The sequence below is a fragment of the Streptomyces sp. NBC_01092 genome, from assembly GCF_045039535.1.
Taxonomy (GTDB): Bacteria; Actinomycetota; Actinomycetes; order Streptomycetales; family Streptomycetaceae; genus Streptomyces.
In genome coordinates this window covers 7,918,950-7,941,862 of record NZ_CP108659.1, presented here as the reverse complement: position 1 = coordinate 7,941,862, position 22,913 = coordinate 7,918,950, and the positions used below count along the sequence as shown (strand labels likewise).

Here is a 22,913-nt window from a genome sequence, read left to right as displayed (position 1 = left end):
CCTCGAATGCAACGATGCGTTGCAATGAACGGCGGCGAAGGCAATGCTGGGGGCTTCTCACCGGAACCGGTCACTGGTTCGGCCGGTTCGGCCGGCGGTACGCCTTGACGACGCTGGCGTAGCTGTTCCCGCCGTGGCCCTGGACGATGATGCCCTCCATCAACGCCTCGGAGTACTTGGGCAATTCACTGTCGACGCCGAGCGCCTCGCTCTCCTCGACGAGGTGCTTGAGCGCGCCCAGGTGCGTCTCCAGGGTGGCGTCGTTGGCCGGGAACTTCTCGTCGCCTGCGTCGATCTGCGCGGCGTAGTCGGCTGTGAACATCTTGATCGCGTCGAGCCACAGGTGCGCCCACGGCAGGAAGTCCTGCGCCTTCACGCCGCCGGTCTCCACGATGGCGACGCCGTGCAGGAAGCTGTTGAGGGCGCCCCACATCAGGCCGAGCAGCGACACGTCGAACAGGGCGGGCTTGCCGTGGTCGGTGCCGAGGTAGGTGGTGCCGCCGCCGAGGAGTATCAGGACGGGCTCGTGGGCGTCGAAGACGGCGCGGTCACCGGCGTAGAAGAGGACAGAGGTCTCGGCGCCGATGCCGGGCGGGGTGATCATGATGGCGCCGTCGAGGTACTCGACGCCGTTCTTCCGCGCCCACTCGGCGGTCCGCCGGGCCTGCTCGGAGGAGCCCGTGGTCAGGTTGACCAGGGTCTTGCCGAGCAGGGCGTCGCCCAGCGAGCCGATGACGTCGTGGACCACGTCGTACGTCGACACGCACACGACCACGAGGTCGCTCGCGGCGACCGCGTCGGCGGGGTTCGCGGCGAGCACCGCGCCGTCCGCGACGAGGCCGTCGGCCTTGTCCGCCGAACGGTTCCACACGGTGGTGGTGTGACCCGCCTTCAGGAAGGCGGCGGCCAGGGCCTGCCCCATCAGGCCGAGGCCGAGCACCGACACCGAGGTGTGGTTGTCACCCATGAATCAGTTCCTCCAGTACGAAGTGGTGTGCAGAACGGTCCGGCACGCGGGGCGAGCCATTCCGCCGCCGAACCGCATTCCTCCGGGAAGGCTGGCATGTGCCCCTTCGGATTCACTTCGGACGAATTCGGATTCACTTCGGACGAATTCGCAATCGCTGCGAAGGCGCACTTCTGGCCGCTGACCGAGCCCTTCTCCTCGCAAGTCGCCCCGTGTGACGGCCGGTTACGCTGAGATCATGGAATTCGGGGTGCTCGGGCCGCTGGAGGTGCGCACGGACGCCAGACGCGTCGTGCGGGTACCCGAAGTCAAGGTCCGCATGCTCCTCGCGGACCTGCTCGCCCACCACGGGCAGGTCGTCCCGGCGGGCCGGCTCATCGAGGATCTGTGGGGCGGCTCGACGTTCACGGCGCGGCCCACGGCGTCGCTCCAGGCCAAGGTGTCCCAGCTGCGGCGCGCCCTGGAGGACGCGGAGGCGGGCGGCCGCGAACTGCTCGCGCACCAGCCGCCCGGATACGTCCTGGTCATCCCCGCCGACGCGCTGGACGCCGGGCGGTTCCGCGAACTGGTGGCCCGGGCCAGGGCCGTCGAGGATCCCCTGGCGCGCTCCGCGCTGTACGCCGAGGCGCTGGCGCTGTGGCGCGGCCCCGCCTTCGCCGAGTTCGCCGATCAGCCGTGGGTACGGCCGACGGCGGCGAGCCTGGAGGAGGAGCGCCTCACCGCGGTCGAGGAACACGCGGGGGTGCGGCTGGAGTTGGGCGAGCACAGCCTGCTCGTCGGGGAGCTGACCGAGCTGGTGGCGCGGCACCCGTTACGCGAGGGGCTGCGGGGCGCGCTGATGTGGGCGCTGTACCGGGCGGGTCGCTCCTCCGACGCGCTCGACCACTTCAACGACCTGCGGCGCCGGCTCGACGAGGAGCTGGGGCTCACGCCCGGCCCGCCCCTGGAGGCACTGCAACAGGCCATCCTGCGGCACGACCCGGTCCTGACCCGGCCGGAGCCACCCGCACAGCCGGCCGCACAGCCAGCCACGGCAGTGCCGCTGGGGCCGGGACCGACCGGTTCGGGCTCGCCCCTGGTGGGCCGCGACCAGGACCTCCGGGCGATCCGGACGCTGCTCTCCCGGCGCCGCCTGGTGACGCTCACCGGCCCGGGAGGGGTCGGCAAGACCCGCCTCGCCCAGGCTACGGCGCAGAGCCTGGCGGGCGCGTTCGCCGAGGGCACCTGGCTGGTGGAGCTCGCGGACGCCGGGGGCCTGGGGCGGTTCGCCGGTGTGGAGTCGCTGGCCGAGCAGGTCATGGCGACGCTGGGGATCCGGGAGAACGCCTCGGACGACGACTGCAAGGGCCCGACGGACCGCCTCGCGAACGCGCTGGCCGGCCGGCGACTGCTGCTCGTGCTGGACAACTGCGAACACGTCGTGGAGGCCGCCGCCCAGCTGGCCGGGCTGCTGCTGGGCCGGGCACCGCACCTGCACATCCTGACGACCAGCCAGGAACCGCTGCGCACCCGGGACGAGACGGTGTATCCGGTGGCACCGCTGTCGCTGCCCCCAGTAAACGGGCCGGACTTCGACGCCCTGGCGAGTGCGGGCGCCGTACGCCTCTTCGTGGACCGGACCACCGCGACGGACCCAGAGTTCGTGCTGGATGCCACCACCGCGCCCCTCGTCGCGGCCGTGTGCCGGCGCCTGGACGGCATCCCGCTCGCGCTGGAACTGGCCGCCACCCGCGTGCGCTCGCTGGGTATCCGGGAGCTGCACGACCGTCTCGACGACCGCTTCAGGGTCCTCAACAGCGGCTACCGGGACGCCCCTTCACGGCACCGGACGCTGCAGGCCACGCTCGACTGGAGCTGGGGCCTGCTCGACGCCCGCGAGCGGACCGTGCTGCGCAGGCTGTCGGTGTTCAGCGAGGGATGCGGCCTTGAGGCCGCCGAGGACGTGTGCTCGGGCGGCGGCATGTCTCCCGCCGACGTCCTCGACGCGCTGAGCCTGCTCGTGGAGCGCTCTTTGGCCGTGCGCGGCGAGGGACCGCGCGGTCCGCGCTACCGGTTGTTGGAGTCCGTCGCGGTCTACGCGCGCGACAAGCTCGCCGAGTCCGGCGAGTACGCCGGGACCGCCGCCCGGCATCTGCGCCACTACGTCCGCCTCGCCGAGCGCGCCCGGCCGCATCTGCACGAGCGGGAGCAGGCCCTGTGGTTCCAGTACCTCGATCCGGAGGCGGCCAATGTGCAGCGCGCGCTGGCCGAGGCGGCCCGGGCCGGGGCCGCGCAGGAGGCGCTGCGCCTGGTCAACTCGCTGACCTGGCACTGGTACGTCCGCGGCCGGCTCGGCGAGGCCCGCCGGGCGCTGGCAACGGCCCTGGACATACCCGGCGACGCCGCGCCCGAGGAGCGCGTGGAGGCGGTCTTCTGGTACACCGGCGTCCGCCTGCTGCTCGGCGAGCACGAGCGGGAGAGCGACAGGCTGGAGGAGTACCCGCCCGAGTCCGCCCTGGAGTCGACCAGGGCACAGTGGTTCCTGGCGCACGCGCAGTGGACGGTGGGGGCGCTGGCCGAGGGCGAGCAGCGGGTCGAGCACGTCCTGGTCCGCTTGCGCACCCTGCGCGACGCGTGGGGCATGGCTGCCGCGCTGACCACGCGCGCGTGCTTCGCCCTGGCGCGCGGCGACCTGGAGGGGCTGCGCGACAACGCCGAGGACGCCCGCGCCCACTTCGCGGAACTGGGCGACCTGTGGGGCCGGTTGCAGACGGCGGACCTGCTCGGCAGGCTCGCCGAGATCAACGGCGACTACGACCGGGCGGCCCAGTTGCACCGGGAGAGCCTGCGGATCACCCAGGCCCTGGAGACATGGCCCGAGATGTCGACGAAGCTGTCGGGCCTCGGCAGGATCGCCCTGCTCACCCGGCGCTACGACGAGGCCGACGACCTGCACACGCGCGCCTTGCGGCTCGCGGCCGAACAGGGCAACCGGCCCGCCGAACAGTTCGCCGCACTGGGTCTCGCGCTGAGCGCCCGACGCCGGGGCCGGCTCGTCGCCGCCGAGGAGTGGTTGCGGCCTTGGCTCGACTGGAACCGCCGGCGCGGCGACGGCCCGGGCCTCGCGCTGGTCTTGGCCGAACTGGGCTTCATCGCCGAGCAGCGCGGCGACACCGCCCGCGCGCTCGCACACCACCGGGACGGCCTCACGGCCGCCGTGACGACCAAGGACCCCCGCTCGGTGGCCCTGGCCCTCGAAGGCCTGGCGGGCGCGTACTCCCTGGCCGGGTCCCCGAAGCGGGCGATCCGCCTGCTCGGCACGGCGGCTGCGACGAGAGAACGGGCCGGCGCCCCGCACCCCCCGGCGGAGCAGGGCGACGTGAAACGCATCGCCACCCGCCTGCGCGGCACGATCGACGAGCCCACCTACACCCACGAGTTCACCCTCGGCACCCGACAGGACCACGAGGTTCAGGCGAGGGCGGAGGCGGGGCGGCCAGGGTCACGGTGACCGGTCGTCCGGATGCCCAACTGCCCGCGCGCGGCCGCCACATGCCGCATGGCCCCAGAGCCAGCCGTGGCCGACGATGCGGTACGAGGCCGTCCATGGGGACGCTTTCATGGACGGGTGCCGACGTCAGCGCAGCGCGGAGCGCGGTGTGGGGGCCACGCGAGTGACCGCGATCTCGTCCAGGATCAACAGGTCCTCGACGGCCGGGCCGATCTCGCCCTGCCAGCGTTCGCTCTGGTAGACGGCTGCGTACAGTTCCTCGCGCTGCGCCTCGTCGTCGAACCGGCGGATCCAGACGTAGCCGTCCTGGTCCTCCTCGTCGATGAAGGACGCGGTGACCGTCATCCCCTTCGACGTCTGGAACGGGATGACGACGTCTTCCATGTAGCGGACCCATTCGTCCCGGCGTCCGGGTCGGGTCCGGTAGCGCCGAAGCTCGTAGAACACGGCGAACTCCTCCAAGTCGTGGAATCAGTGGGGCGGTTCGGCGGCGGTCAGGAGGAGACGCGCAGCACGAGCTTGCCCCGGGTGCGGTCGCTCTCGCCGCGAGTATGGGCCTGGGCCGCCTGCTCCAGCGGGAAGACCTCCTCGACCTCCACGCTCACCTCGCCGGAGTCGATGAGGTGGGCGATGCGGGTCAGGGCCGGGCCGTCGGGTTCGACCAGGAACGGGCTGGTGCGCAGCCCCCTGGACTGCGCCGCCTCGAGGAGTTCGGGCGAGACTCCCGCGGGGATCGCGACGATCAGTCCGCCGGGGCGCAGCACGTCGAGGGAGCGAGTGCTGGTGTTGTCGTGCGCGTCGCCGACGAGGTCGATGACGACGTCGATGTCCTTGGCGGATTCCTCGAAGCGGACCGCGGTGTAGTCGATGAGTTCGTCGGCGCCGAGCTCGGTGAGCCAGTCGTGGCGCGGGCGGCTGGCGGTGCCGGTGACCTGGGCGCCCAGGTGCTTGGCGAACTGGACGGCGAAGTGTCCGACGCCTCCGGCGGCGGCGTGGATCAGCACGCGCAGGCCGGGCCGGATGCCGGCGGTGTCCACCAGGGCCTGCCAGGCGGTGAGGGCCGCGAGCGGTACGGCGGCGGCCTGCTCGTGGCTGATGTTCGCGGGCTTACGGGCGAACTGGCGGGCCGGGGCGGTGACGTACTCGGCGTAGCCGCCCGCGGCTCGGGGGAACCAGGGCATCCCGTACACCTCGTCGCCCGGCTTGAGGGCGGTCACGCCGAAGCCGATCTCCTCCACGACGCCGGAGACGTCCCAGCCCAGGGTGAACGGCGGCTCGCCGAGCACGCCGGCCATGCCTCCGCCGGCCCGGGTCTTCCAGTCGACCGGGTTGATCCCGGCGGCGTGCACCCGCACCAGAACCTCGGTCGGCAGCGGCACGGGCCGCGGCACTTCCTGCACCTGCAGGACCTCCGGGCCGCCGAAGGCGTGCTGCACCACCGCGCGCATCGTAGACATACGTCAACTCCCTGAAATCGTCCGTAAGGCCGCGTATCGGCCTTACGGTTCAGCGGTGTTGACCGTATGCCGAGGTAGGTGGTTACCATCAAGGGAATCTACTTCCCGATGGGAAGCATGCAGCTGAGGAGCGTCTCCGTGACCACCCAGTGCCTGACCGGGCAACACACCGACCACGACGTGTACGCGGCCCAGTGCCCCTGCCGCGCCATGCTGGACCTGCTGGCCAACAAGTGGTCGGCCCTGGCCATCGGAGCCCTGGAAGACGGCCCCCAACGCTTCGGCGCCCTGCAGCGACTCCTTCAAGGAGTCAGCCCCAAGGTGCTCACCCAGACCCTGCGCCGCCTGGAGGGCGCCGGCCTCGTCGACCGCACCGTCTACCCCGCGGTGCCCCTGCACGTCGAGTACGACCTGACCACCCTCGGCCACAGCGCAGCCGTACCGCTACGCCTCCTGCGGACCTGGGTGGAGGACAACCTCGACAACACGACGCACGGGACGGACGGGACGCCGGACAAGACGGTGTGCACGTAGAGGCCGCGACCATCCGGTTCCGTGCTGGTGCGGACGCCCTGGGCTAGCGGGCCGACTCGAACAACTCGATGAGGTTGCCCGCGGGATCGGCGAGCAGGATCTGACGGCCGCCGGGGCCGGAGACCACATCGCCGTGGAAGGCAAGGCCGGCACCGCGGAGCCGGTCGACCTCGATGTCGAGGTCGTCGACGATCAGATGGATCCGGTTACGGCCGGGGCCGGTGCCGTTGGGAGTCGCGCGGGCGCCGGAGCTGGCCGGGCCGGACAGCAGCAGCCGCAGCGGCCCGCGCACGACGTCGGCGAAGGCCGGGGCCGGGTTGCTGCGGAGGGTGAAGCCCAGATGGGTGGTGTAGAAGTCGACGGCCGCCTGGACGTCATCGACGATGTACCGGACGCTGGCGTACTGGTCGGGCGTTGTCACGGCATGACCTCCTGTGGCGTGCGGGACACCCTCAACGTAACGCAGCCCGATCTGATCACGGTCGTCGGCGATCCGGTGGACGGCAGCGTCGAAAACCTCTCCCCGGCCGTCAAGCCCCTCGCCCACACGCTGGTCGTCACTCGGGCCGTTGGGTGCGGTTTTCGTGAGCCAGGCCGTCCGGGCGGGCAGACGTGCGTGAGCCGAGGGGAAGGACCAGAGCCCGCAGCAGCACAGGGGCCGACGGCCGCAGGACCAGGGGATCCGACGGCCGACGGATCGCCCCGATGTCGCGCCATCCCCACGACAGGAAGGCGCCGAAGGCCGCAGCGTCGGCTTGGTCGACCAGTGTCGCCCCGAGCGAGGCGTGGTGGTCGGCGAGCAGCCGTTCCTGGAGCCTGCGGGCGAGGCCCTGGTCGTCCGTATGGGGATGCACCACGATCTCGGTGATCGCGAAGACGTGGCCGGACGCGGTGAGCTGTTCGACGCTCTGCGGAAGGGGCCCGTCGAACCCCCTCCACCAGGTCCCCTCACGCGGTACGGGGAATCCGTAGGCACACCCGGCGAAGGCCGTGTCCTCCGCGATCAGCAGGGCGAATCCGGCCCGCCGGATGTCGCGCGTGAGCCGCCGCAGAAACGCCTCCCGGCCTCGGTATTCCTGGCCTGCCTGCGCGCGCGAGGACTCCACGTACAGGTCGGCCAGGTCCTCCCTCAGGGTCTCGGCCTGCCAGCGGTTCAGTCGGCGCAGACGTACCGCGTGGGCGGGAGTCGATGTGCTTCCCCCTACCGCTGGCCGCTCCCGGCGGAGCGGCGCCGTCACGGTGCACCGCCCACGGCAGCCGGAACCCGGCGTGACGGCCGTCGAACTGCGTGGAGCTCATGGAGCAGGAAGCCGGAGCCGGTGATCTCGATGATGCGGGCCAAGGTAGGTGGCGGATAGTGCAGTTGGACGGTCATTCCTGCATCCGTGGCGAGCTGGGATGCCGTGAGGAAGGCGTTGAGTCCGCTGCCGTCACAGAAGGTGACCGCCGTGAGATCGACGTCGGCGGTGCGGATGCCGTCGCGCATGCATGCGGCCAGTGCGGCGCGCACGAGCGGGGCGGTGGCCAGGTCGATCTCTCCTGCGAGGGTGATCAGCGCGCGAGTGGCGCGGTCGTGCCGGTGGACGCTCAGTTGTGGGTGAGGCATGGCTCCTCGGTTCGACGTGCGAAGTACCCGTCGGAGGCACAGGACACGGGAAGACCCCGGCCTGTCATGTGCGGTGCGGCGGCCGGGGTCTTGGGCTGCGGGCGGTGCTGTCAGTTCGGTCGGTGCTGTCAGTTCGGTCGGCTCGGGCCGTCCTCACGAGAGGCGCGGCGGCGTGCGGTGCCGCTCGCTCCCGCCCGGCCGTGGGCCTTCCGCGGAGCCAACGGGTCCGGTCCTGGGATCGGCATCCCGGAACGGCCGTAGTGGAAGGCGGCGATGCGGCCACTGTGCTGCAAGTTGAGCAAGTGGATGAGGAGCGCCCCGAAGGCGATCATCGCGAGAGTCACGACCACGACCACGAATGTCTGCATGGTCCTCACCTCCCGATCGGCTGATGCGGCAACGCGGCGGTCACGGTCGGGATCCGGGGACGTGCGGCCGGATCGCGGGCCTCATGGCCACCTTCGGAGTCCCAGACGGCTTCCACGGCCCGGTCCGTCTCGGACACCGTCCGCAAGCGTGCCGCCTCCTCCATCAACCGGCTCGCGGTCGATGTGCCCAGTGGGTCGCTCGCGGCGGCCATCAGCCAGGCGGCGGAGACGGGAGTCGTCTGCGGCGGGACCACCAGGAGGTTCCAGCGGCCCATGCGGTACGAGAGCAACAGCAGTTCGTGCGGGTCCTGCTCGGCCAGGAACCAGCCCACCTTCACCACGTGCCCGGCGACGGACACCTTGCGTGGAACGACCGGCCAGTGGGTGGGATTCACCGTGACCCGGGTGATCCGCCCCCACAACGGATCCAGTACGGCCGTCAGGGAGGGGAGTTCGGACTCGAGATCGCGGGAGCGGGGCCACCAGGCGCCGTCCAGCAGAGACGGTGCGGGGCCGGTGGGAGCGAGCGACAGGCGGAGAGCGGACGAGGAGGACGCACGGTCATCGGCTTCGGCTTGGGCTTCGGCTGTCGGCGGGAGGGAAATGGTCGCAGTCATGACGCGAACCCTGCCCCGGGCCGGTCATGACCGGCCCGGCGTATTCAATCGCCGAAAACGACACCAGCTTGGAAGCTTGTGCGCGAAATATCCTCGGTAATTGCAGCCTACTCCTCGGACGGGCTCAACGGATGGTATGGCCAACGGAGAAACGGTCCCATGCGTCCCTGCACGGGGCCTACGCCCCAGGGGCAACAGTCCGACCATCCCGTTGCACTCGCCGACGTCGTCCGGTCCGCCCGGCTCCTTCGGGGAGTAGCGTGAAGTCGTCGGGAGCACTCCGCACATCGGCTCCGATGCCGGTGCCGTTCCCGGTGAGCGACGACACCGGGCAGCTGCTCTCGCGCAGGAGTCCGGAGACAGGTTCGCGCGATGTCCGCGACCACCTCTCACTCCCCGCTACGAGCCGTTCCCTTCCGTGCCCCGACCGCGCGCCTCGCGTTGAGATCCGAGAGCTCTTCCGCGGGGCCCGCCGAGTTGGACGGCGCCTGGTGGCCCCGTTCACGTGACCTGCCGAGCGAGCTCTCCGCCTTGGCGGACGTGCTGGATCCGCTGTGGGGGCGGATCACCCGTATCGCGGTGAACTCCCGCCACTGGCCGATCCTCCCGCCCCGGATCTTCGTCAACGGCCATGTGGTGAAGGTCGGTTGGTTCACCTCTGAGCTGGATCCGCACGGGATCACTCTGCTGTCCTACACCGCGGGCCGATGGGACCTCCTGGTGATCCCCCCGGAGACCGGAGCCTCCTCGGCCGCCCGGCTGATGTCCGCCGCGAGTGCGGACACCGGTCCGCCGAAGACCGCGACCGCGACCGCGCTCATGACGGCGGAACGGGCCCGCCACGGAAGCAGGGCGCGGGCCGGGAAGGACCGGAGCGGCGCTGCCTTCCCGTCACACGGCCGGAATCAACAACGCACTGTCGGGCTGTGACTGCACGCGCGACGCGCCGCGGCCGGGCAGCGCAGGGGCGGGTGGCGTCACACGGGATCGCCGGCGGCGGCTGCCATGAGCGGTTCCGCGGCCTCCTCGGTCGTATCCGGAGGCACGACCAGCAGGTCCCAGCGTCCCCGGCCGGGGGCGAGCAGGACGATCGTGTGCGGGGCGGATGCCGCCACGGTCCTGCGCAGTCGCACGACCTCGTTGACGACGAGCATCCGGCCGGGCATCGCGGACCACGTCGCCCCGTTGACGGTGACGCTGGTGATGTGACCCCACGCGCGCGGCAACCCGGCCAGCAGCCGGGGGAGTTCGACCAGCAAGTCGTACGAACGGGGCCACCACGCTCCGTCGATGGGCCGGGGCATGCCGCCGTGCGGGGCCAGGCGCATGCGCAGGAGGGGGTGGGAGGGAAGCGGGGGCTGCAGTGCGGTGGTCATGAAGGCTCCTGTCGAGCGCCGTGCCGCGGAGGTGGGAGAGGAGGAGAGGGGGAGAGAGGGAGACGGGAAGGCGTGTGACCGGTGTCAGGCGCGGCGGGCGGCGACCCGGTCCGCGGTGGGCCAGCGCACGTCGTGCACCCAGCCGAGGCGTTCGAGGAGCCGGATGACGGCGGCGGAGGGGTCGATCTGGCCACGGTCGACGCCGTGGCGGGCGCTGGTGGGGTCGGCGTGGTGGAGGTTGTGCCAGCTCTCGCCGAACGAGAGCAGGGCGAGGGGCCACAGGTTGGTGGCCCGGTCGTGGCGCCGGGTGCGGAACGGGCGCTCACCGATCATGTGGCAGAGGGAGTTCACGCTCCACGTGACGTGGTGGAGCAGCGCGATGCGCACAAGTCCCGCCCACAGCAGGGCGGTTACGCCGTACACCCATGTACCGCCGATGGCCCAGCCCACCGCGAACGGCAGGGCGAGCGTGAGGACACACAGCGCCGGGAAGGCGCGGGCGATCGCGCGGATGTCGCGGTCGGCGAGGAGGTCAGGGGCGTAACGGTCCGGCGGCGTACGGTCGTTGCGGAACAGCCAGCCGACGTGGGCGTGCAGCAGACCGCGCAACTGGCCGCGCAGATGCGTGCCGTAGCGGTACGGGGAGTGCGGGTCGCCGGGCCGGTCGGTGAACGCGTGGTGGCGGCGGTGGGTGGCGACCCAGCCGATGACGTCGCCCTGGAAACTCATCGATCCGGCCACCGCGAGCGCGATCCGCACGGGACGGACGGCCCGGTAGCCGCCGTGGGTGAGGCCGCGGTGGAAGCCGACCGTGACGCCGAGGCCCGTGATCGTGTAGAGGACGACGGCGAGCACGATGTCGGCGGGACGGATGAGACTCCCCCACAGCAGCCAGCCGGCGAGACCGATCGCCACGAACGGCAGGATGACGATCACCGCCGTCACCGTGACGTACAGCCGCTCACCGCCGTCGCGCGCGGGCGCCGGGCCGTCCGGCGGGAAGGGGGACGTCCCGTCGTAGCCCTGGGGCGGCGGGGCGGGATCCGACGGTTTGACCGTCGTGGACGTGCTCGGACTGAATGGCATACCTGGCTCCTCGGCCTGGATGCGGATGCGCGGCCGGGGTCACGGGCTGCCCATATGAGGACGGTGACGTGCTGGAGAAGGCACATGGTCCGGAGAACTCCGGAACACGGGACGACGGTCCGGGACCGGTCGGAAATTCCGGCATACGAAAAGTCTTCGTGCCGTCCACCGTACTCCCGCCCGTGCGACAGCCACGTCTGTTTCAGAAGCGGCATCGCGTTCACACGGACAGAGCCCCCGATGAAACCCACTGGTCGTGGGCAGGATCTCGTGTCGGCCGTGCGAGCGGGTTCCCGTCAGAGGACCATCGGTACTGACGTGTCGGTTCCCCTGATGTGCCCGCAGTCTTCGGTGGGAGGCTGCCATGGCAGGAGGGCGGCGTGGTGGAGGATGCGCTCCCCCGTGCGGGAGGTGAGGGGCGGTCGTGGCCGGCGGCCGAGCCGGACTTCTGGCGGCAGGTCGTCGAGCAGCTGAGCACAGCCCTGATGGTGGTGGATCCGGCCGGCCGGATCGTCGCCGTCAACTCGGCCGCCGAACGGCTGCTGGGCCGGGACACCCGCGCGATCCGCGGGAAGGACGCGCACGAGCTGCTGCACCGGGACACGGACGGCGGCACGCTCCTGCGCGAGCAGTGCCCGCTGCTCCGGGCGATGGCCGAGGGGGCCGCCGCGCGCGGGGAGGGCGACAGCTACGTGCGCGGTGACGGTCGCCTGGTCACGATCTCGTGGTCCGCTTCTCCCCTGACGGACGGCGGCTCGTTCAAGGGCATGGCCGTGCTGTTCACCGACATCACGGGCGACCGCAGCGCGCGCCGGGAGCGTGCGGCCTATACGAGTGCTCTGGAGGACCTCAACGAGCGGCTGACGCTGGTCGCGGAGATCACCGACGTTCTGGGTCAGACCCTGGAGACCGACGATGCCCTCGCCCGGCTGGGCCGCCTGCTGGTTCCTCGCCTCGCCGACTGGGCGGCGGTGGACCTCCGGACCGGTTCCGGGCAGGTCCACCGGGTGGCGGTGACCGGCCCCGCGGGCCGGGACGCAGGGCTGGAGGGCGGGCGGGAGCGCCTTCCCGAGACCGCGGGGGCGGACCGCTCAGCTCTTGTCCAGGTGCTGCACGGAGGTGATCCCGTGCTGCAGAACGAGCAGAGTGTGCAGGGCGCACAGGACGCGCAGAACGAGGCGGAGACGACCGCACCGCCCGGCTCTCCCCTGGCCGCCGCCCACAGCGACTTCCTGCGGACGGTGGGCGCGACGTCCGCCATCACGGTCCCGCTGGGCTCCAGTCAGCAGATCACCGGCGCCCTGACGGTGGTGCGCACCGATCCGGTGCACCCCTTCGACGCCGCCGACCTGGAGGTGGTGAGCGACATCGGCCGCCGGGTCGGTCTGGTCATCGACAACGCACGGCGGTTCGGTCGCCAGCGCGCGGTCGCCGAGGCCATGCAGCGCAACCTGCTCGCCCCGCTGCCCCAGCCCGGCCGTCTGCGGCTGGCCGCCCGCTACCAGCCCGCCCCCGCCGGCTCCCAGGTCGGCGGCGACTGGTACGACGCGTTCGAGCTGAAGGACGGCACGCTCGCGCTGGTCATCGGCGACGTCGTGGGCCACGACCTGACCGCGGCCGCCGGGATGGCCCAACTGCACGGCATCCTGCGGTCCTTGGCCTGGGACCACACCGGACCGCCCGGCGCCGTCGTCGACCGCCTCGACGACGCCCTGCCCGCCATCACCACCGTCCCCATGGCCACCCTGGTCTTCGCGCAGGTCGAGGGCCACCCGGACACCGGCCCATGGACACTGCGGTGGACCAGCGCCGGACATCCGCCGCCTCTCCTCCTGACCCCCGGCGGACACGCGCAGTACCTCGAAGCCGGACAAGGACTCATCCTCGGCGCCCCCGTGGACACCGGCGTGGGCCGGCCGGACGCCACGCACCCCCTGCCGCCGGGTTCCACCCTGCTGCTCTACACCGACGGCCTGATCGAAGTCCCCGGCAGCCACCTCGACACCGGCCTGGACCGGCTGCGCAGCCACGCCCTCGCGCTCGCCCACGCCCCGCTGGACACGCTGTGCGACCAGCTGCTGGCCCGCATGCCGCCCGGCAGCACCGACGACGTGGCCCTGCTCGCCCTGCGTCTGCCGGCGCTGTGACAGAGGACGCGATGAGCGAGCGGTGAGTGCGCTGGGGGCCCTGGGCACTCCCGTCTACGCCCTGGAGTTGACCGGCGGACCGTCCGGACAGGCGAACGACCCCCACGCCTTCCGCGACCGTCTCCACATCGAGAATTCAGTTGCCGAGGGCAAACCGGACGACCGCATGGACAAGGCATCCGACTCCCGCATGCCCGACGCGTACGCCGTCCACCTGCCCGCCGACCGATGAGTGAGTGTCATGACCAGCGCCCTGCGCCGACTCGCCCTTCCCGCCCTGCTGATGACCGTGCTCGCGGGCTGCGGCCTCACCGGGCCGGACACCTACGAGCTGGGTGAGAAGCACATACAGGTGGATGAGGGCGAGGAGTACACGCTGTCCGTTCCGGTCGAGACCGCGATGGGGGAATGGTGGTACCTGACGTCGCCGGAGCCCGACCCTGATGTCGTCCGGAAGACGGACGAGCGGGAGGAGATCGAGGCCGACGACGACGCCGTCGGCAGCGGGAGCGGAACGGACTTCTTCGACTTCAAGGCCGTCGGTCCGGGCACGACGAAGATCCGGCTCATCCAGTGCCCGCACGGTGCCTGCGCCGGCGGCGGCGATGCCGGCGGTCCCGTCACCGCGTCTCCTGTCCCGAGCGGCAGCCCCACCCCCGACGAGAACTACCGGGCCACCATCCACACGTACACCGTCACCGTGGGGAAGCCATGACCTCCGCGCCGCAGACCTCGCCTCCCGGCCGGACCGACGACGAGCTGGCGCAGTCGGACATGAGCACCTGGGCGAGTTCGTCCGCAGGGCGATCACCCGGCGTGCCTGGTCCGGGTCGCTGACTGCCCCCATCGGTCGTGTCCCGTGAACGGCCGTTGTCGTTGCACGACTGGGCCGGGGTCCGTGCGGGGCACCACGGGTTCCCGCCCCTCGGTCAGGCGCGGGGAGGCGATGGGGGTGGGGGTGGATGGAGCGGTGAATACCGTTGGTCCGGTACTGGGCGTGCGGGATGTATGCAAGGCCTACCGGCAGCGTCCTGTCCTGCGCGGGGTGTCGCTGGATCTCTATCCGGGCCAACTGGTGGGCATCGTCGGCGAGAACGGGGCCGGCAAGAGCACCCTGCTGCGCATCCTGGCCGGAGACCTCGCTGCAGACAGCGGCACCGTGGAGCGGGCGGGCCGGCTGGGCTGCTGCCCGCAGGAGACCGTGCTCCACCAGGCGTTCACCGTCGAGCAGCACCTGCAGTTCTTCCAAGCGGCCTATGGCATCAGCGATCTGACCCGAGCCTACGAGCTGTTGCAGGAGCTGACCTTCCGCGACTACCGGCACGAGCGGGTGGCCGTCCTCAGCGGCGGCACACGCCAGAAGCTCAACCTGGTCCTCGCTTTGATGCACGATCCCCAGGTGCTCCTTCTGGACGAGCCGTACCAGGGCTTCGACTGGGAGACCTATCTCCGGTTCTGGGACCTGGCCGCGGCCCTGCGCGACAGGGGCTGCGCGGTGCTCGTGGTTTCCCATCTCGCCTACGACGCTTCGCGCCTGGACATTCTGTACCGCCTTGAGGCAGGCGTACTGCGGCAGGCGGAGCAGACCGAACCGGGGAAGGGGGCGGTATGACGCGGTGGTGGTCCTGCTTCCGTACGGCCTTGCGTTTCGCGCTGATCGAGCAGGCCCGTAACCGGCTGGCGCTGCTCATCGTGGTCCTGTTCGTGCCGCTGTGGACCACGCTGGCCTTCACCGTGGTGGCGTCAGCCCCCTTGCGGTTCCATATCCGGCCGGTCGGCCGCACGGTGGTCATGGACGGCAATATCCTGCTCCAGATCAACGGTGCGCTGCAGGCCCTTTCGTTGGTCATGGCGTTCATGATGTTCGTCGCCACAGCCCGCTCCGCGCTCTTCGACCAGCGTCTGGTGCGCGCCGGATATCCCCGCTCGTGTCTGGCGCTCGCCAAGTGCACCGCGCTCCTGTTGGTCGCGGCCGTGGTCGCCGCCTACACCACCGCGTGGATGCGTCCGTTCTGGCAGCCCGAGCAGCCCCTGGTGCTCGCCGCGGGCATGTTCACCGGCGCCCTGGTCTACGGCAGCATCGGGATCGTGCTGGCGGCCGTGGTGCGCAGTGAGCTGGCCGGCATGTTCCTCGCCATCATGATCAGTTCCATCGATCAGGTGCTGCAGAACCCGCTGATCAATCCGGACGCGGACAGTCTCGTGGTGCGTTTCCTTCCGGCCTACGCAGCGGTTCAGACCTCGGTGGCCGCGGCCGGTCTGGAGGTGGTGCCGGTCAGCTGCCTGCTGCTGGGCGGAGGCTGGGCGGTGGGCCTGGCCGCCCTGGGCATGGCCGCGTTCACTACCCGGACCCGGACCCGGACCCGGACCCGCAGCCGCCGGCCGCGTGCGGCGACCCGAACAGCATCGACGGGCGTCGAGCAGACCGCGCCGGTGCCGTGACCGGCCTGGTGAGCGCCTCGTTTGGACGAGGGACGCCGACACGGCGGCAACACCTTGCGGAGGGGGGACGTATCGAGTGTCGCGAGGCAACCAGGCTTCGGCCGCTCCACCGGACGTATCAGCCCCTCCTGGTGTCGGCCCTGCCCAGGCGGCTGCGGATGAGCCGGTGCCACGCGGTGAAGCGCGCTGGGCATGGCTGCTCAGTGACGGCGGCGAGCCCCGGAATTGGATGCTCATCCTGGCCCCACTGCTGGGCTGGCATGCCAACGGCTGGGCCGGCCTTCGCTGGGGAGCCCTCGCCGCGTTGTTCACCGCGGTGCTGCCCACGCTGATCCTTCACCTCGGTGAGCGCCGCCGGTACTGGGGCGACCGGCATGTGCGGCGCAGGCAGGACCGCATCGTGGCCGCCCCCGGCGTGCTGGCCTCGGTCCTCACCGGCACCGCACTGCTGTATGCGCTGGATGCTCCTGTGGCGGTGGTGGCCTTGGTGACGGCGATGGTCGCAGTCCTGCTTGCCCTGCTGGTGATCACGTTCTTCTGGAAGGTGTCGGTGCACTCCGCTGTCGCCTCCGGCGCCCTGGCCGTCCTGGCCACGGTCTTCGGCCCCTGGACGTTCGTGCTGGCCCCCTTGGTGGTGCTGATCGGCTGGTCCCGCGTCCGGCTGCGCTGCCACACCGTCGGCCAGGTTGCCGTCGGGGTGCTGATCGGCGCGGCCGTCAGCACCCCCCTCTACACGTACCTGGGATGAGGAAGATGAGCCGGTTTCTGGACCCCAGTCCTGTCGACCTTGCCATGGTCAAGGTGGAACAGCTGGCGGAGCACCCGGACGCCAACGCGACGATCGGGATGGTGCTGCACCTGAGCGGCGCCGTGCCCGATCTCGCCGGGCTGCGCGAGCACCTCACCGCCCGCCTTGACGCCCTGCCCTGTCTGACGCACATGCTGACCGGTGACGGGCCCTCTGCACGGTGGACGCCTGCCGTCCCGGACATGGGCCGGCACGTTCTCGCCCAGCACATCAGCGAAGGTCCGGCGGCTCTCGAGGAGGCGGTGCGCCTCCGGCTGCGAGAACCGTGGCCTCAGGACGCCCCCACCTGGCGCATGGTCCTGCTGCACGGCCACGTGCCCGACGAGTTCGCCCTGCTGTATCTCGCCCACCACGCCGTCCAGGACGGCGCCAACATCGTCACGGTCATGGAAACACTGTTCGGGCCGCAGCTGCGGCGGGAGGAGTTCTCCGTGCTCACCCGGGACGTTCCTTCGACTGCCCGGCCCAGCCTGCGCCAGGTCGCGCGCAGCACCGTGAACCTGCTGCGGCACGCACGCCGGCACGGCCTGTGGCAGTCCGCCGCACATCCGCTGTCCAGCCGCCGCCACCTGCTGTGGGTCCAGGCGCCCTCCGACAGCCTGCGCACCGCAGCGCGCGCCGGCGCAGCCGGCACCAACGACGTCTACCTCAGCGCGCTGACCCATGCGATCAGCCAGTGGGCCAGGGATGCCTGGCCCCGCGCCGCCCGCGCGGGCTTGCCTGTGATGGTGCCCGTCAACCTGCGCACGCCCGACGAAGTGGCGGCACCCGGCAATCGGCTGTTCCTGATGCGGATCGACCTGCCCGGCGGACCCATGACGGTGGCCCGGCGACTGGCACGTACACGAGCCCTCACCCCTGTGCTGAAGTCCGCCGGACACAAGACGGTGCTGCGAGCCGCAATCACCCGCCTTCCACGGCGGCTGCTCCAAAGCCTCGTCGACGTCAGCACAGTCCCGGGCCGACTCACCGTCTGCGCCTCCAACCTGGTGATGCGTCAGCGCCTGCACTACGGCGAAGCGGCAGTGCACCGGATCGACCCCGTCATGTTCTGCCCGCCCGGCGTGCCCCTCGCTGTCGTGGCAATGACCTACGGCGACACGACCAGCGTGTGCTTCCGCATCGACACCGCTCTCCCCGGCGCCGACGGCCTTCCCGAACGCTGGCGCCGGGCCCTGGCGGACCTGAACGCCACAGCTCCGCCCGTCTCCGGTGACACTCCCGCATCCGCGAGCCGCGCTCCGGCCGGGCGCGTCACACCGGTGGTGCGGTCACTGGTCACCTGGCTCGCTCAACGCTCCACAGGGGCAGCTGCTCGAAGAAGGTGACCGCCTCCTCCCTCCACCGTGGCCGCCAGCCTGCTGCCACCGCCGACGCCTGCTGCGCGTAGTGGCGCATGTCGGTTCGCATTCGGTCCGCCACACCGTGGCGTTCGCCGATCTCCCTGATGGCGGCGATGGTTTCCGGCGTGCAGGACGAGTCGCCGAGGGCGGCTTCGACCGTGCGACGCTCCAGGCCATCGACGGCCGCCAGCAGGGCGTTGACGGTGTAGCTGTGCTTGCCGTCGCGGATGTCGGTGCCCGTCTGCTTGCCCAGACTGGCGGCCTCCCCGAACAGGTCCAGGTAGTCGTCGCGCATCGTTTCGCTGATCCCGAACAGACGAGCGTAGTCACGCAGGTCCTTCTCGAAGAGGAAAGACTGCTCCCCTGCGGCCAGCAGTCCCAGCTGCAGGGGCGCGAGAATCGAGTAGCGGGCGGACTTGTAGTCGGCCACGCGGTGCAGAACGTCCTCGTCCGGGGCGGTCATGAAGTCCCGCTCGACGTCGATGATCTGCCCCATGAAGGTGTCGGCCGCGGCCCGGGTCTGGACCTCGACCATGGCCTGCCGCACCGCCACGGGCGCCTTCGCCTCCAGCAGCACCTGCAGGGACATCGCCAGTGCGAGGTCACCCGCGAGCACGGTGAGACCGATGGCTGTCCGCGGGTGTTCGGGGAACCGCTCACGGTAGGCGTAGTAGGTGGACGGACCTCCCCGGCGGACAGGACCGTCATCGATGATGTCGTCATGGACCAGGCCGGAAATGTGCAGCAGCTCGATGCTCAGTGCCGCAGCGTCCAGCCCTTCCACCGGTTCGTCGGTCACCAGGCGAGCTGCCTCGTTCAGGACCACGACCCTGAAGCGCTTCCCGCCGCGCAAGGAGACGTCCCGCAGCAACTCAACGCAGTCCGGGGTGAAACGGCTGAACGACGGGATGTCCAGCCGGGCGCTCAACGTGTCGAAGTACTCCTCGAAGAGCACGTTGAAGCGCCGCTCATATGCGGCGACGCGTTGCATGACCTGCTCGGTCATCAAGACTTCCCTCTGTTCAGGTCGGACGGCACAGTCGTTGCCCTACGGCAGTGACGGTGTCACGAGGTGTCAGGAGGTGTACTGGGTGGCCCGGGTGGCCAGGCCGCGCAGCGCGCGATCTGCGTCCTGCGGGAAGCCCGCCCGGTCCAGGACGCGCAGCGCGTGTTCGTAGCGGGACGCGATCATCCGCTCGGTCTGCTCCCGTGCCCCGGTCGTCCGCAGAATGTCCCGGGCCTCCGCCGCTTCACGTTCCTCCAGGTCGGCGCGGCCCACCAGGTGGCCAAGCCGTTCCCGCTGGACCGGGTCGGCCAATCGCAGTCCCAGGGCCAGCAGAACGGTCCGCTTGCCCTCTCGCAGGTCGCTCAGGCCCGGCGCACACGCGCCGTCGGGGCTGCCGAAGACGTCCAGCAGGTCATCCCTCAGCTGGAACGCCTCTCCCAGCGGCAGACCCAGTCTGGTGAAGGTGTCCATCACGGCCTCACCGGCCCCGGCGACGGCGGCCCCCAGCTGCAGGGGCCGCTCGATCGTCGCGGTGGCGGTCTTGTAGCGGATGATCCGCAGGGCTGTCTCGATGTCGTCGGCGCCACGGCCGGTACCCATGACGTCCAGGTACTGCCCGTACATCACCTCCTCCAGCATCGCGTCGTACAACCCGTGGACCAGCCGCTGTCGTCCGGACTCCAGGCGGGCGGAATGCAACAGTTCCTGCGCCCACATCAACGCGAGGTTGCCCACCAGCAGCGCGCCGCCCGCGCCCAGCCGCTCAGCCCTCGCCCCCTCCCCGAGCCGGGCGCGCATCACGCGGTGGACCGCGGGCCGGCCGCGGCGGCTGGCGGAGTCGTCCATGATGTCGTCGTGGATGAGGGCGAAGGCCACGAACAGCTCCAGCGACGCCGCCACCCGCACCGCCGACGTCGCATCCCCGTGCCCACCGGCGGCATGCCAGCCCATCACACACAGCAGAGCCCTGATGCGCTTCCCGCCGGCCGCCAGGAAATCGCGTACGGTCTGCACCACCTCCGCCGGATGCCCCCGGCCGGCCGCCGCCCGGGCCTTCTCGGCCAGAAAGTCCTCAAGCACCGCATCAACCTGGCGTTGCACCACGCCCAGGTCAATCGCTTGTGCGTCGGGGCCGGGGCCGCCGGCCGGCCCTGTCACCCACATGGTCTGCATGATCCGTCCAACGACCCGGACCGTTGAAGAACACGCGTGACGTACTTGCGCGGGGACTCGGCGTCGCCTTCGGACACTCCCGAGAGCCGATCACCTGGGCAGCTTCGCAGTGCGCTCGGGATGGGCGGTGCCGACGTAGTACATGGCGGTCTTCTCTGTGATGCCGAACAGGCGCCTCGACGACGCTTACCGGCTGACCGCGGATGTGCCGTCCATCGAGATCCCCACCAGGGGCCACCCTCGCCGCGCAACAAATCACCATCGACTGGCCGCTGTCGAGGCGGACCGTCGGAGGCGGCACAGGGCCCGCCGACTTCGAGCAGGTGCTCGGCGTCGGCCTTGCCCTCGGCGCCGATGCCCTGGCAGGTGCGTACACAGCTCGGCGGCGCCGGCACTCCAGCGGTCCCTTGGCCGAAGCAGCGCCCCTACCGACGGCTGCGCCATGGGATCGGTATCGTCCGCTCCGATGCCCCGGGTCCGCAGCTCAGCGGCTCGTACGAGGAGGAGCGTCATGGCCGATCACCGGCAGGGAACCGAGTCGGATGACGGAGCCGCGTCGCAGGGATTGACGACCCATCGGCCAAGCGCTCGCGACACGGTGCGCCTGGCGGTGGTCATCGGCGCTCTCGGCGTGGTCTTCGGCGACATCGGCACCAGCCCGATCTACACGCTCCAGACCGTGTTCAACCCGAGCGACCCGCACCCCGTCCCGGTGACGACGGACAACGTGTTCGGGGTGGTGTCGTTGGTGTTCTGGTCGGTGATGATCATCGTCACGGTCACCTACGTGTTGCTGGCGATGCGCGCCGACAACGACGGCGAGGGCGGCATCATGGCGCTCATCACCCTGCTGCGACGGTGGAACGCGCAGCGCGGACGCAGAGCCGCCGTCGTTCTGGCCGCGCTCGGCATCTTCGGCGCGTCACTGTTCTTCGGCGACAGCATGATCACCCCGGCGATCTCGGTGCTGTCCGCGGTCGAAGGGCTCAAGGTCGTCGAGCCGTCCCTGGAGGACGCGGTCGTACCCATCACCGCGGTGATCATCGTGATGCTGTTCCTGGTGCAGCGCCGGGGAACCGCGGCGGTGGGCCGGGTGTTCGGGCCGGTCATGATCCTCTGGTTCGTGGCCATCGGTGCCTGCGGGGTCGTCGGCATCACCGACCACCCGGACATCCTCAAGTCGCTGTCGCCGACGTACGCGCTGGGCTTCCTGTTCGGCCATTGGGGCACCGCCTTCTTCGCCCTGGCCGCGATCGTGCTCGCGGTCACCGGTGCCGAGGCTCTGTATGCGGACATGGGGCACTTCGGCCGCCGGGCGATCACCCGGGGCTGGCTGTTCCTCGTCCTGCCCGCCTGTGTCCTCAGCTACATGGGCCAGGGCGCGCTGATCCTCGACGACCCGGACAACATCAGCAGCCCGTTCTTCCTGCTCGTGCCCGAGTGGGCACGCTGGCCGATGGTGTTGCTGGCGACGGCGGCGACCGTGATCGCCTCCCAGGCGGTGATCACCGGCGCGTACTCGGTCGCCTCCCAGGCGGCCCAGCTCGGCTACCTGCCGCGGCTGCGCATCGCGCACACCCTCCGAGTCGACGATCGGTCAGATCTACGTCCCCTGGATCAACTGGCTGCTGATGGTCTCGGTCCTCACCCTGGTCTTCGCCTTCCGCAGCTCCGCGGAGCTGGCCTACGCCTTCGGCATGGCGGTCACCGGCACCATCACCATCACCACCCTGCTGTTCCTCTACGTCGCCCGAGCCAAGTGGGGTACGCCCAAGTGGCTGCTCGCCGTCGGCGGGGGCGCGCTCCTCGTCGTGGACCTGCTGTTCGTGGCGGCCAACATGACCAAGCTCGTCCACGGCGCGTGGCTGCCGCTGCTGATCGGACTCACCGCGTTCACCGTCATGACGACCTGGCAGCGGGGCCGGGAACTGGTCACCGAACAACGAGCGCGCGCCGAAGGGTCACTGCCCGAGTTCGTCGACGACCTCCGCAGTGGCGAGGCCGGCGCCCGTCAGGTCCCCGGCACGGCCGTGTTCCTGAACCGGGACAAGGAGACCGCGCCCCTCGCCATGCGGGCCAACGTCGAGCACAACCACGTGCGGCACGAGCAGGTCGTGATCCTCTCCATCAAGACCGAGCCGGTGCCCCGTGTCCCGGCCGAGCAGCGGGTCGTCGTGGACGACCTGGGCTACGGCGACGACGGGATCATCCACGTCACCGCCCGGTTCGGCTACATGGAGCCACAGGACGTGCCCGGCAGCCTGGCCCTGCTCGACCCGGCCGACACGGAAGGGCCGTTGCAGCTCGACCAGGCGTCCTACTTCCTGTCGAAGATCGAACTCCGGCGCGGCGAGGCCCCGACGATGGCGCCCTGGCGCAAGCGGCTGTTCATCGCCACCTCCTACATCACGGCCGACGCCGCCGAGCACTTCAGCCTGCCCCGCGACCGCACGGTCATCATGGGCGCGCACATCGAGGTGTAGGCAACGGCGG

At 70.8% G+C, this 22,913-nt stretch carries 23 protein-coding genes and 1 pseudogene; 12 read left to right on the top strand and 12 right to left on the bottom strand.

All coding sequences use genetic code 11. From position 1 onward, the window contains the following. Nucleotides 1-70 precede the first annotated feature (70 nt). Nucleotides 71-967, bottom strand: a complete 897-nt coding sequence (locus OG254_RS36095) for an NAD(P)-dependent oxidoreductase (protein WP_405590302.1) — start codon at nt 965-967, stop codon at nt 71-73. Nucleotides 968-1,205: 238 nt separating this feature from the next. On the opposite strand from OG254_RS36095, the gene OG254_RS36090 reads away from it, so the two are divergent. Continuing rightward, nucleotides 1,206-4,457, top strand: a complete 3,252-nt coding sequence (locus tag OG254_RS36090) for a BTAD domain-containing putative transcriptional regulator (protein WP_405590300.1) — start codon at nt 1,206-1,208, stop codon at nt 4,455-4,457. Between the two features lie 126 nt (nt 4,458-4,583). On the opposite strand, the gene OG254_RS36085 is transcribed toward OG254_RS36090, so the two are convergent. Beyond that, complete coding sequence (locus OG254_RS36085) at nt 4,584-4,904, bottom strand: NIPSNAP family protein (protein ID WP_405590298.1); 321 nt, start codon at nt 4,902-4,904, stop codon at nt 4,584-4,586. Nucleotides 4,905-4,951: 47 nt separating this feature from the next. After that, a complete protein-coding gene (locus tag OG254_RS36080) occupies nt 4,952-5,905 on the bottom strand; it encodes an NADP-dependent oxidoreductase (protein WP_405595382.1) in 954 nt (317 codons plus the stop codon). Between the two features lie 147 nt (nt 5,906-6,052). On the opposite strand from OG254_RS36080, the gene OG254_RS36075 reads away from it, so the two are divergent. Further along, nucleotides 6,053-6,448 carry a winged helix-turn-helix transcriptional regulator gene (locus OG254_RS36075; RefSeq protein ID WP_405590295.1) on the top strand — a complete coding sequence of 132 codons (396 nt, stop codon included), beginning with the start codon at nt 6,053-6,055 and terminating at the stop codon, nt 6,446-6,448. A 43-nt stretch (nt 6,449-6,491) separates the two neighbouring features. Here the strand turns inward: OG254_RS36075 and OG254_RS36070 are convergent, their stop codons facing one another. The 5 genes from OG254_RS36070 to OG254_RS36050 form a co-directional block, all read right to left on the bottom strand. Continuing rightward, on the bottom strand, nt 6,492-6,869 hold the full coding sequence (locus OG254_RS36070; protein WP_405590293.1) for a VOC family protein: 378 nt from the start codon (nt 6,867-6,869) through the stop codon (nt 6,492-6,494). Nucleotides 6,870-7,005: 136 nt separating this feature from the next. Next, nucleotides 7,006-7,686 carry a hypothetical protein gene (locus OG254_RS36065; protein WP_405590291.1) on the bottom strand — a complete coding sequence of 227 codons (681 nt, stop codon included), beginning with the start codon at nt 7,684-7,686 and terminating at the stop codon, nt 7,006-7,008. Next, on the bottom strand, nt 7,683-8,054 hold the full coding sequence (locus OG254_RS36060; protein WP_405590288.1) for an STAS domain-containing protein: 372 nt from the start codon (nt 8,052-8,054) through the stop codon (nt 7,683-7,685). The genes OG254_RS36065 and OG254_RS36060 overlap by 4 nt, the downstream gene beginning before the upstream one ends. Before the next feature lie 128 nt (nt 8,055-8,182). Next, entirely contained in the window at nt 8,183-8,422 is a 240-nt protein-coding gene (locus OG254_RS36055) for a hypothetical protein (protein WP_405590286.1), read from the bottom strand. Between the two features lie 5 nt (nt 8,423-8,427). After that, on the bottom strand, nt 8,428-9,039 hold the full coding sequence (locus tag OG254_RS36050) for a DUF5994 family protein (RefSeq protein WP_405590283.1): 612 nt from the start codon (nt 9,037-9,039) through the stop codon (nt 8,428-8,430). Between the two features lie 372 nt (nt 9,040-9,411). On the opposite strand from OG254_RS36050, the gene OG254_RS36045 reads away from it, so the two are divergent. Then, nucleotides 9,412-9,969, top strand: a complete 558-nt coding sequence (locus OG254_RS36045) for a DUF5994 family protein (protein WP_405590281.1) — start codon at nt 9,412-9,414, stop codon at nt 9,967-9,969. A gap of 47 nt (nt 9,970-10,016) precedes the next feature. Here the strand turns inward: OG254_RS36045 and OG254_RS36040 are convergent, their stop codons facing one another. Together OG254_RS36040 and OG254_RS36035 are read right to left on the bottom strand one after the other, a co-directional pair. After that, nucleotides 10,017-10,415, bottom strand: coding sequence for a DUF5994 family protein (locus tag OG254_RS36040; protein ID WP_351186619.1), 399 nt, complete (start codon nt 10,413-10,415; stop codon nt 10,017-10,019). 84 nt (nt 10,416-10,499) lie between these two features. Beyond that, nucleotides 10,500-11,501 (bottom strand): acyl-CoA desaturase, encoded by a 1,002-nt coding sequence (locus OG254_RS36035; RefSeq protein WP_405590278.1) that lies wholly within the window; start codon nt 11,499-11,501, stop codon nt 10,500-10,502. Nucleotides 11,502-11,881: 380 nt separating this feature from the next. Here OG254_RS36035 and OG254_RS36030 point away from each other — a divergent pair, with 380 nt between their 5' ends. The 7 genes from OG254_RS36030 to OG254_RS36000 all read left to right on the top strand — a co-directional run bounded on the left by OG254_RS36030 (nt 11,882) and on the right by OG254_RS36000 (nt 18,226). Further along, nucleotides 11,882-13,648: a SpoIIE family protein phosphatase gene (locus tag OG254_RS36030; protein ID WP_405590276.1), complete on the top strand. Its 1,767-nt coding sequence runs from the start codon at nt 11,882-11,884 to the stop codon at nt 13,646-13,648. A 22-nt stretch (nt 13,649-13,670) separates the two neighbouring features. After that, on the top strand, nt 13,671-13,880 hold the full coding sequence (locus OG254_RS36025) for a hypothetical protein (RefSeq protein WP_405590273.1): 210 nt from the start codon (nt 13,671-13,673) through the stop codon (nt 13,878-13,880). Between the two features lie 9 nt (nt 13,881-13,889). Further along, nucleotides 13,890-14,363 (top strand): protease inhibitor I42 family protein, encoded by a 474-nt coding sequence (locus OG254_RS36020; RefSeq protein ID WP_405590271.1) that lies wholly within the window; start codon nt 13,890-13,892, stop codon nt 14,361-14,363. Between the two features lie 231 nt (nt 14,364-14,594). After that, the gene (locus OG254_RS36015; protein WP_405590268.1) at nt 14,595-15,260 is read left to right on the top strand and encodes an ABC transporter ATP-binding protein; all 666 of its coding nucleotides are present in this window, start codon (nt 14,595-14,597) and stop codon (nt 15,258-15,260) included. Beyond that, nucleotides 15,257-16,090 carry an ABC transporter permease gene (locus OG254_RS36010; RefSeq protein ID WP_405590265.1) on the top strand — a complete coding sequence of 278 codons (834 nt, stop codon included), beginning with the start codon at nt 15,257-15,259 and terminating at the stop codon, nt 16,088-16,090. Before OG254_RS36015 ends, OG254_RS36010 begins: the two co-directional genes overlap by 4 nt. A gap of 166 nt (nt 16,091-16,256) precedes the next feature. Next, nucleotides 16,257-16,838: a hypothetical protein gene (locus OG254_RS36005; RefSeq protein ID WP_405590262.1), complete on the top strand. Its 582-nt coding sequence runs from the start codon at nt 16,257-16,259 to the stop codon at nt 16,836-16,838. A gap of 5 nt (nt 16,839-16,843) precedes the next feature. Next, nucleotides 16,844-18,226: a hypothetical protein gene (locus OG254_RS36000; RefSeq protein WP_405590259.1), complete on the top strand. Its 1,383-nt coding sequence runs from the start codon at nt 16,844-16,846 to the stop codon at nt 18,224-18,226. Here the strand turns inward: OG254_RS36000 and OG254_RS35995 are convergent. Both OG254_RS35995 and OG254_RS35990 read right to left on the bottom strand, forming a co-directional pair. Beyond that, nucleotides 18,177-19,247 (bottom strand): polyprenyl synthetase family protein, encoded by a 1,071-nt coding sequence (locus OG254_RS35995; protein WP_405590256.1) that lies wholly within the window; start codon nt 19,245-19,247, stop codon nt 18,177-18,179. The genes OG254_RS36000 and OG254_RS35995 overlap by 50 nt on opposite strands. Nucleotides 19,248-19,316: 69 nt before the next feature. Further along, nucleotides 19,317-20,327 (bottom strand): polyprenyl synthetase family protein, encoded by a 1,011-nt coding sequence (locus tag OG254_RS35990; RefSeq protein WP_405590253.1) that lies wholly within the window; start codon nt 20,325-20,327, stop codon nt 19,317-19,319. Nucleotides 20,328-20,562: 235 nt separating this feature from the next. On the opposite strand from OG254_RS35990, the pseudogene OG254_RS35985 reads away from it, so the two are divergent. Together OG254_RS35985 and OG254_RS35980 are read left to right on the top strand one after the other, a co-directional pair. Beyond that, nucleotides 20,563-21,942: pseudogene (locus OG254_RS35985) on the top strand (KUP/HAK/KT family potassium transporter); the annotation flags it as partial. A 109-nt stretch (nt 21,943-22,051) separates the two neighbouring features. Continuing rightward, complete coding sequence (locus OG254_RS35980) at nt 22,052-22,903, top strand: KUP/HAK/KT family potassium transporter (protein ID WP_405590250.1); 852 nt, start codon at nt 22,052-22,054, stop codon at nt 22,901-22,903. Nucleotides 22,904-22,913 lie beyond the last annotated feature (10 nt).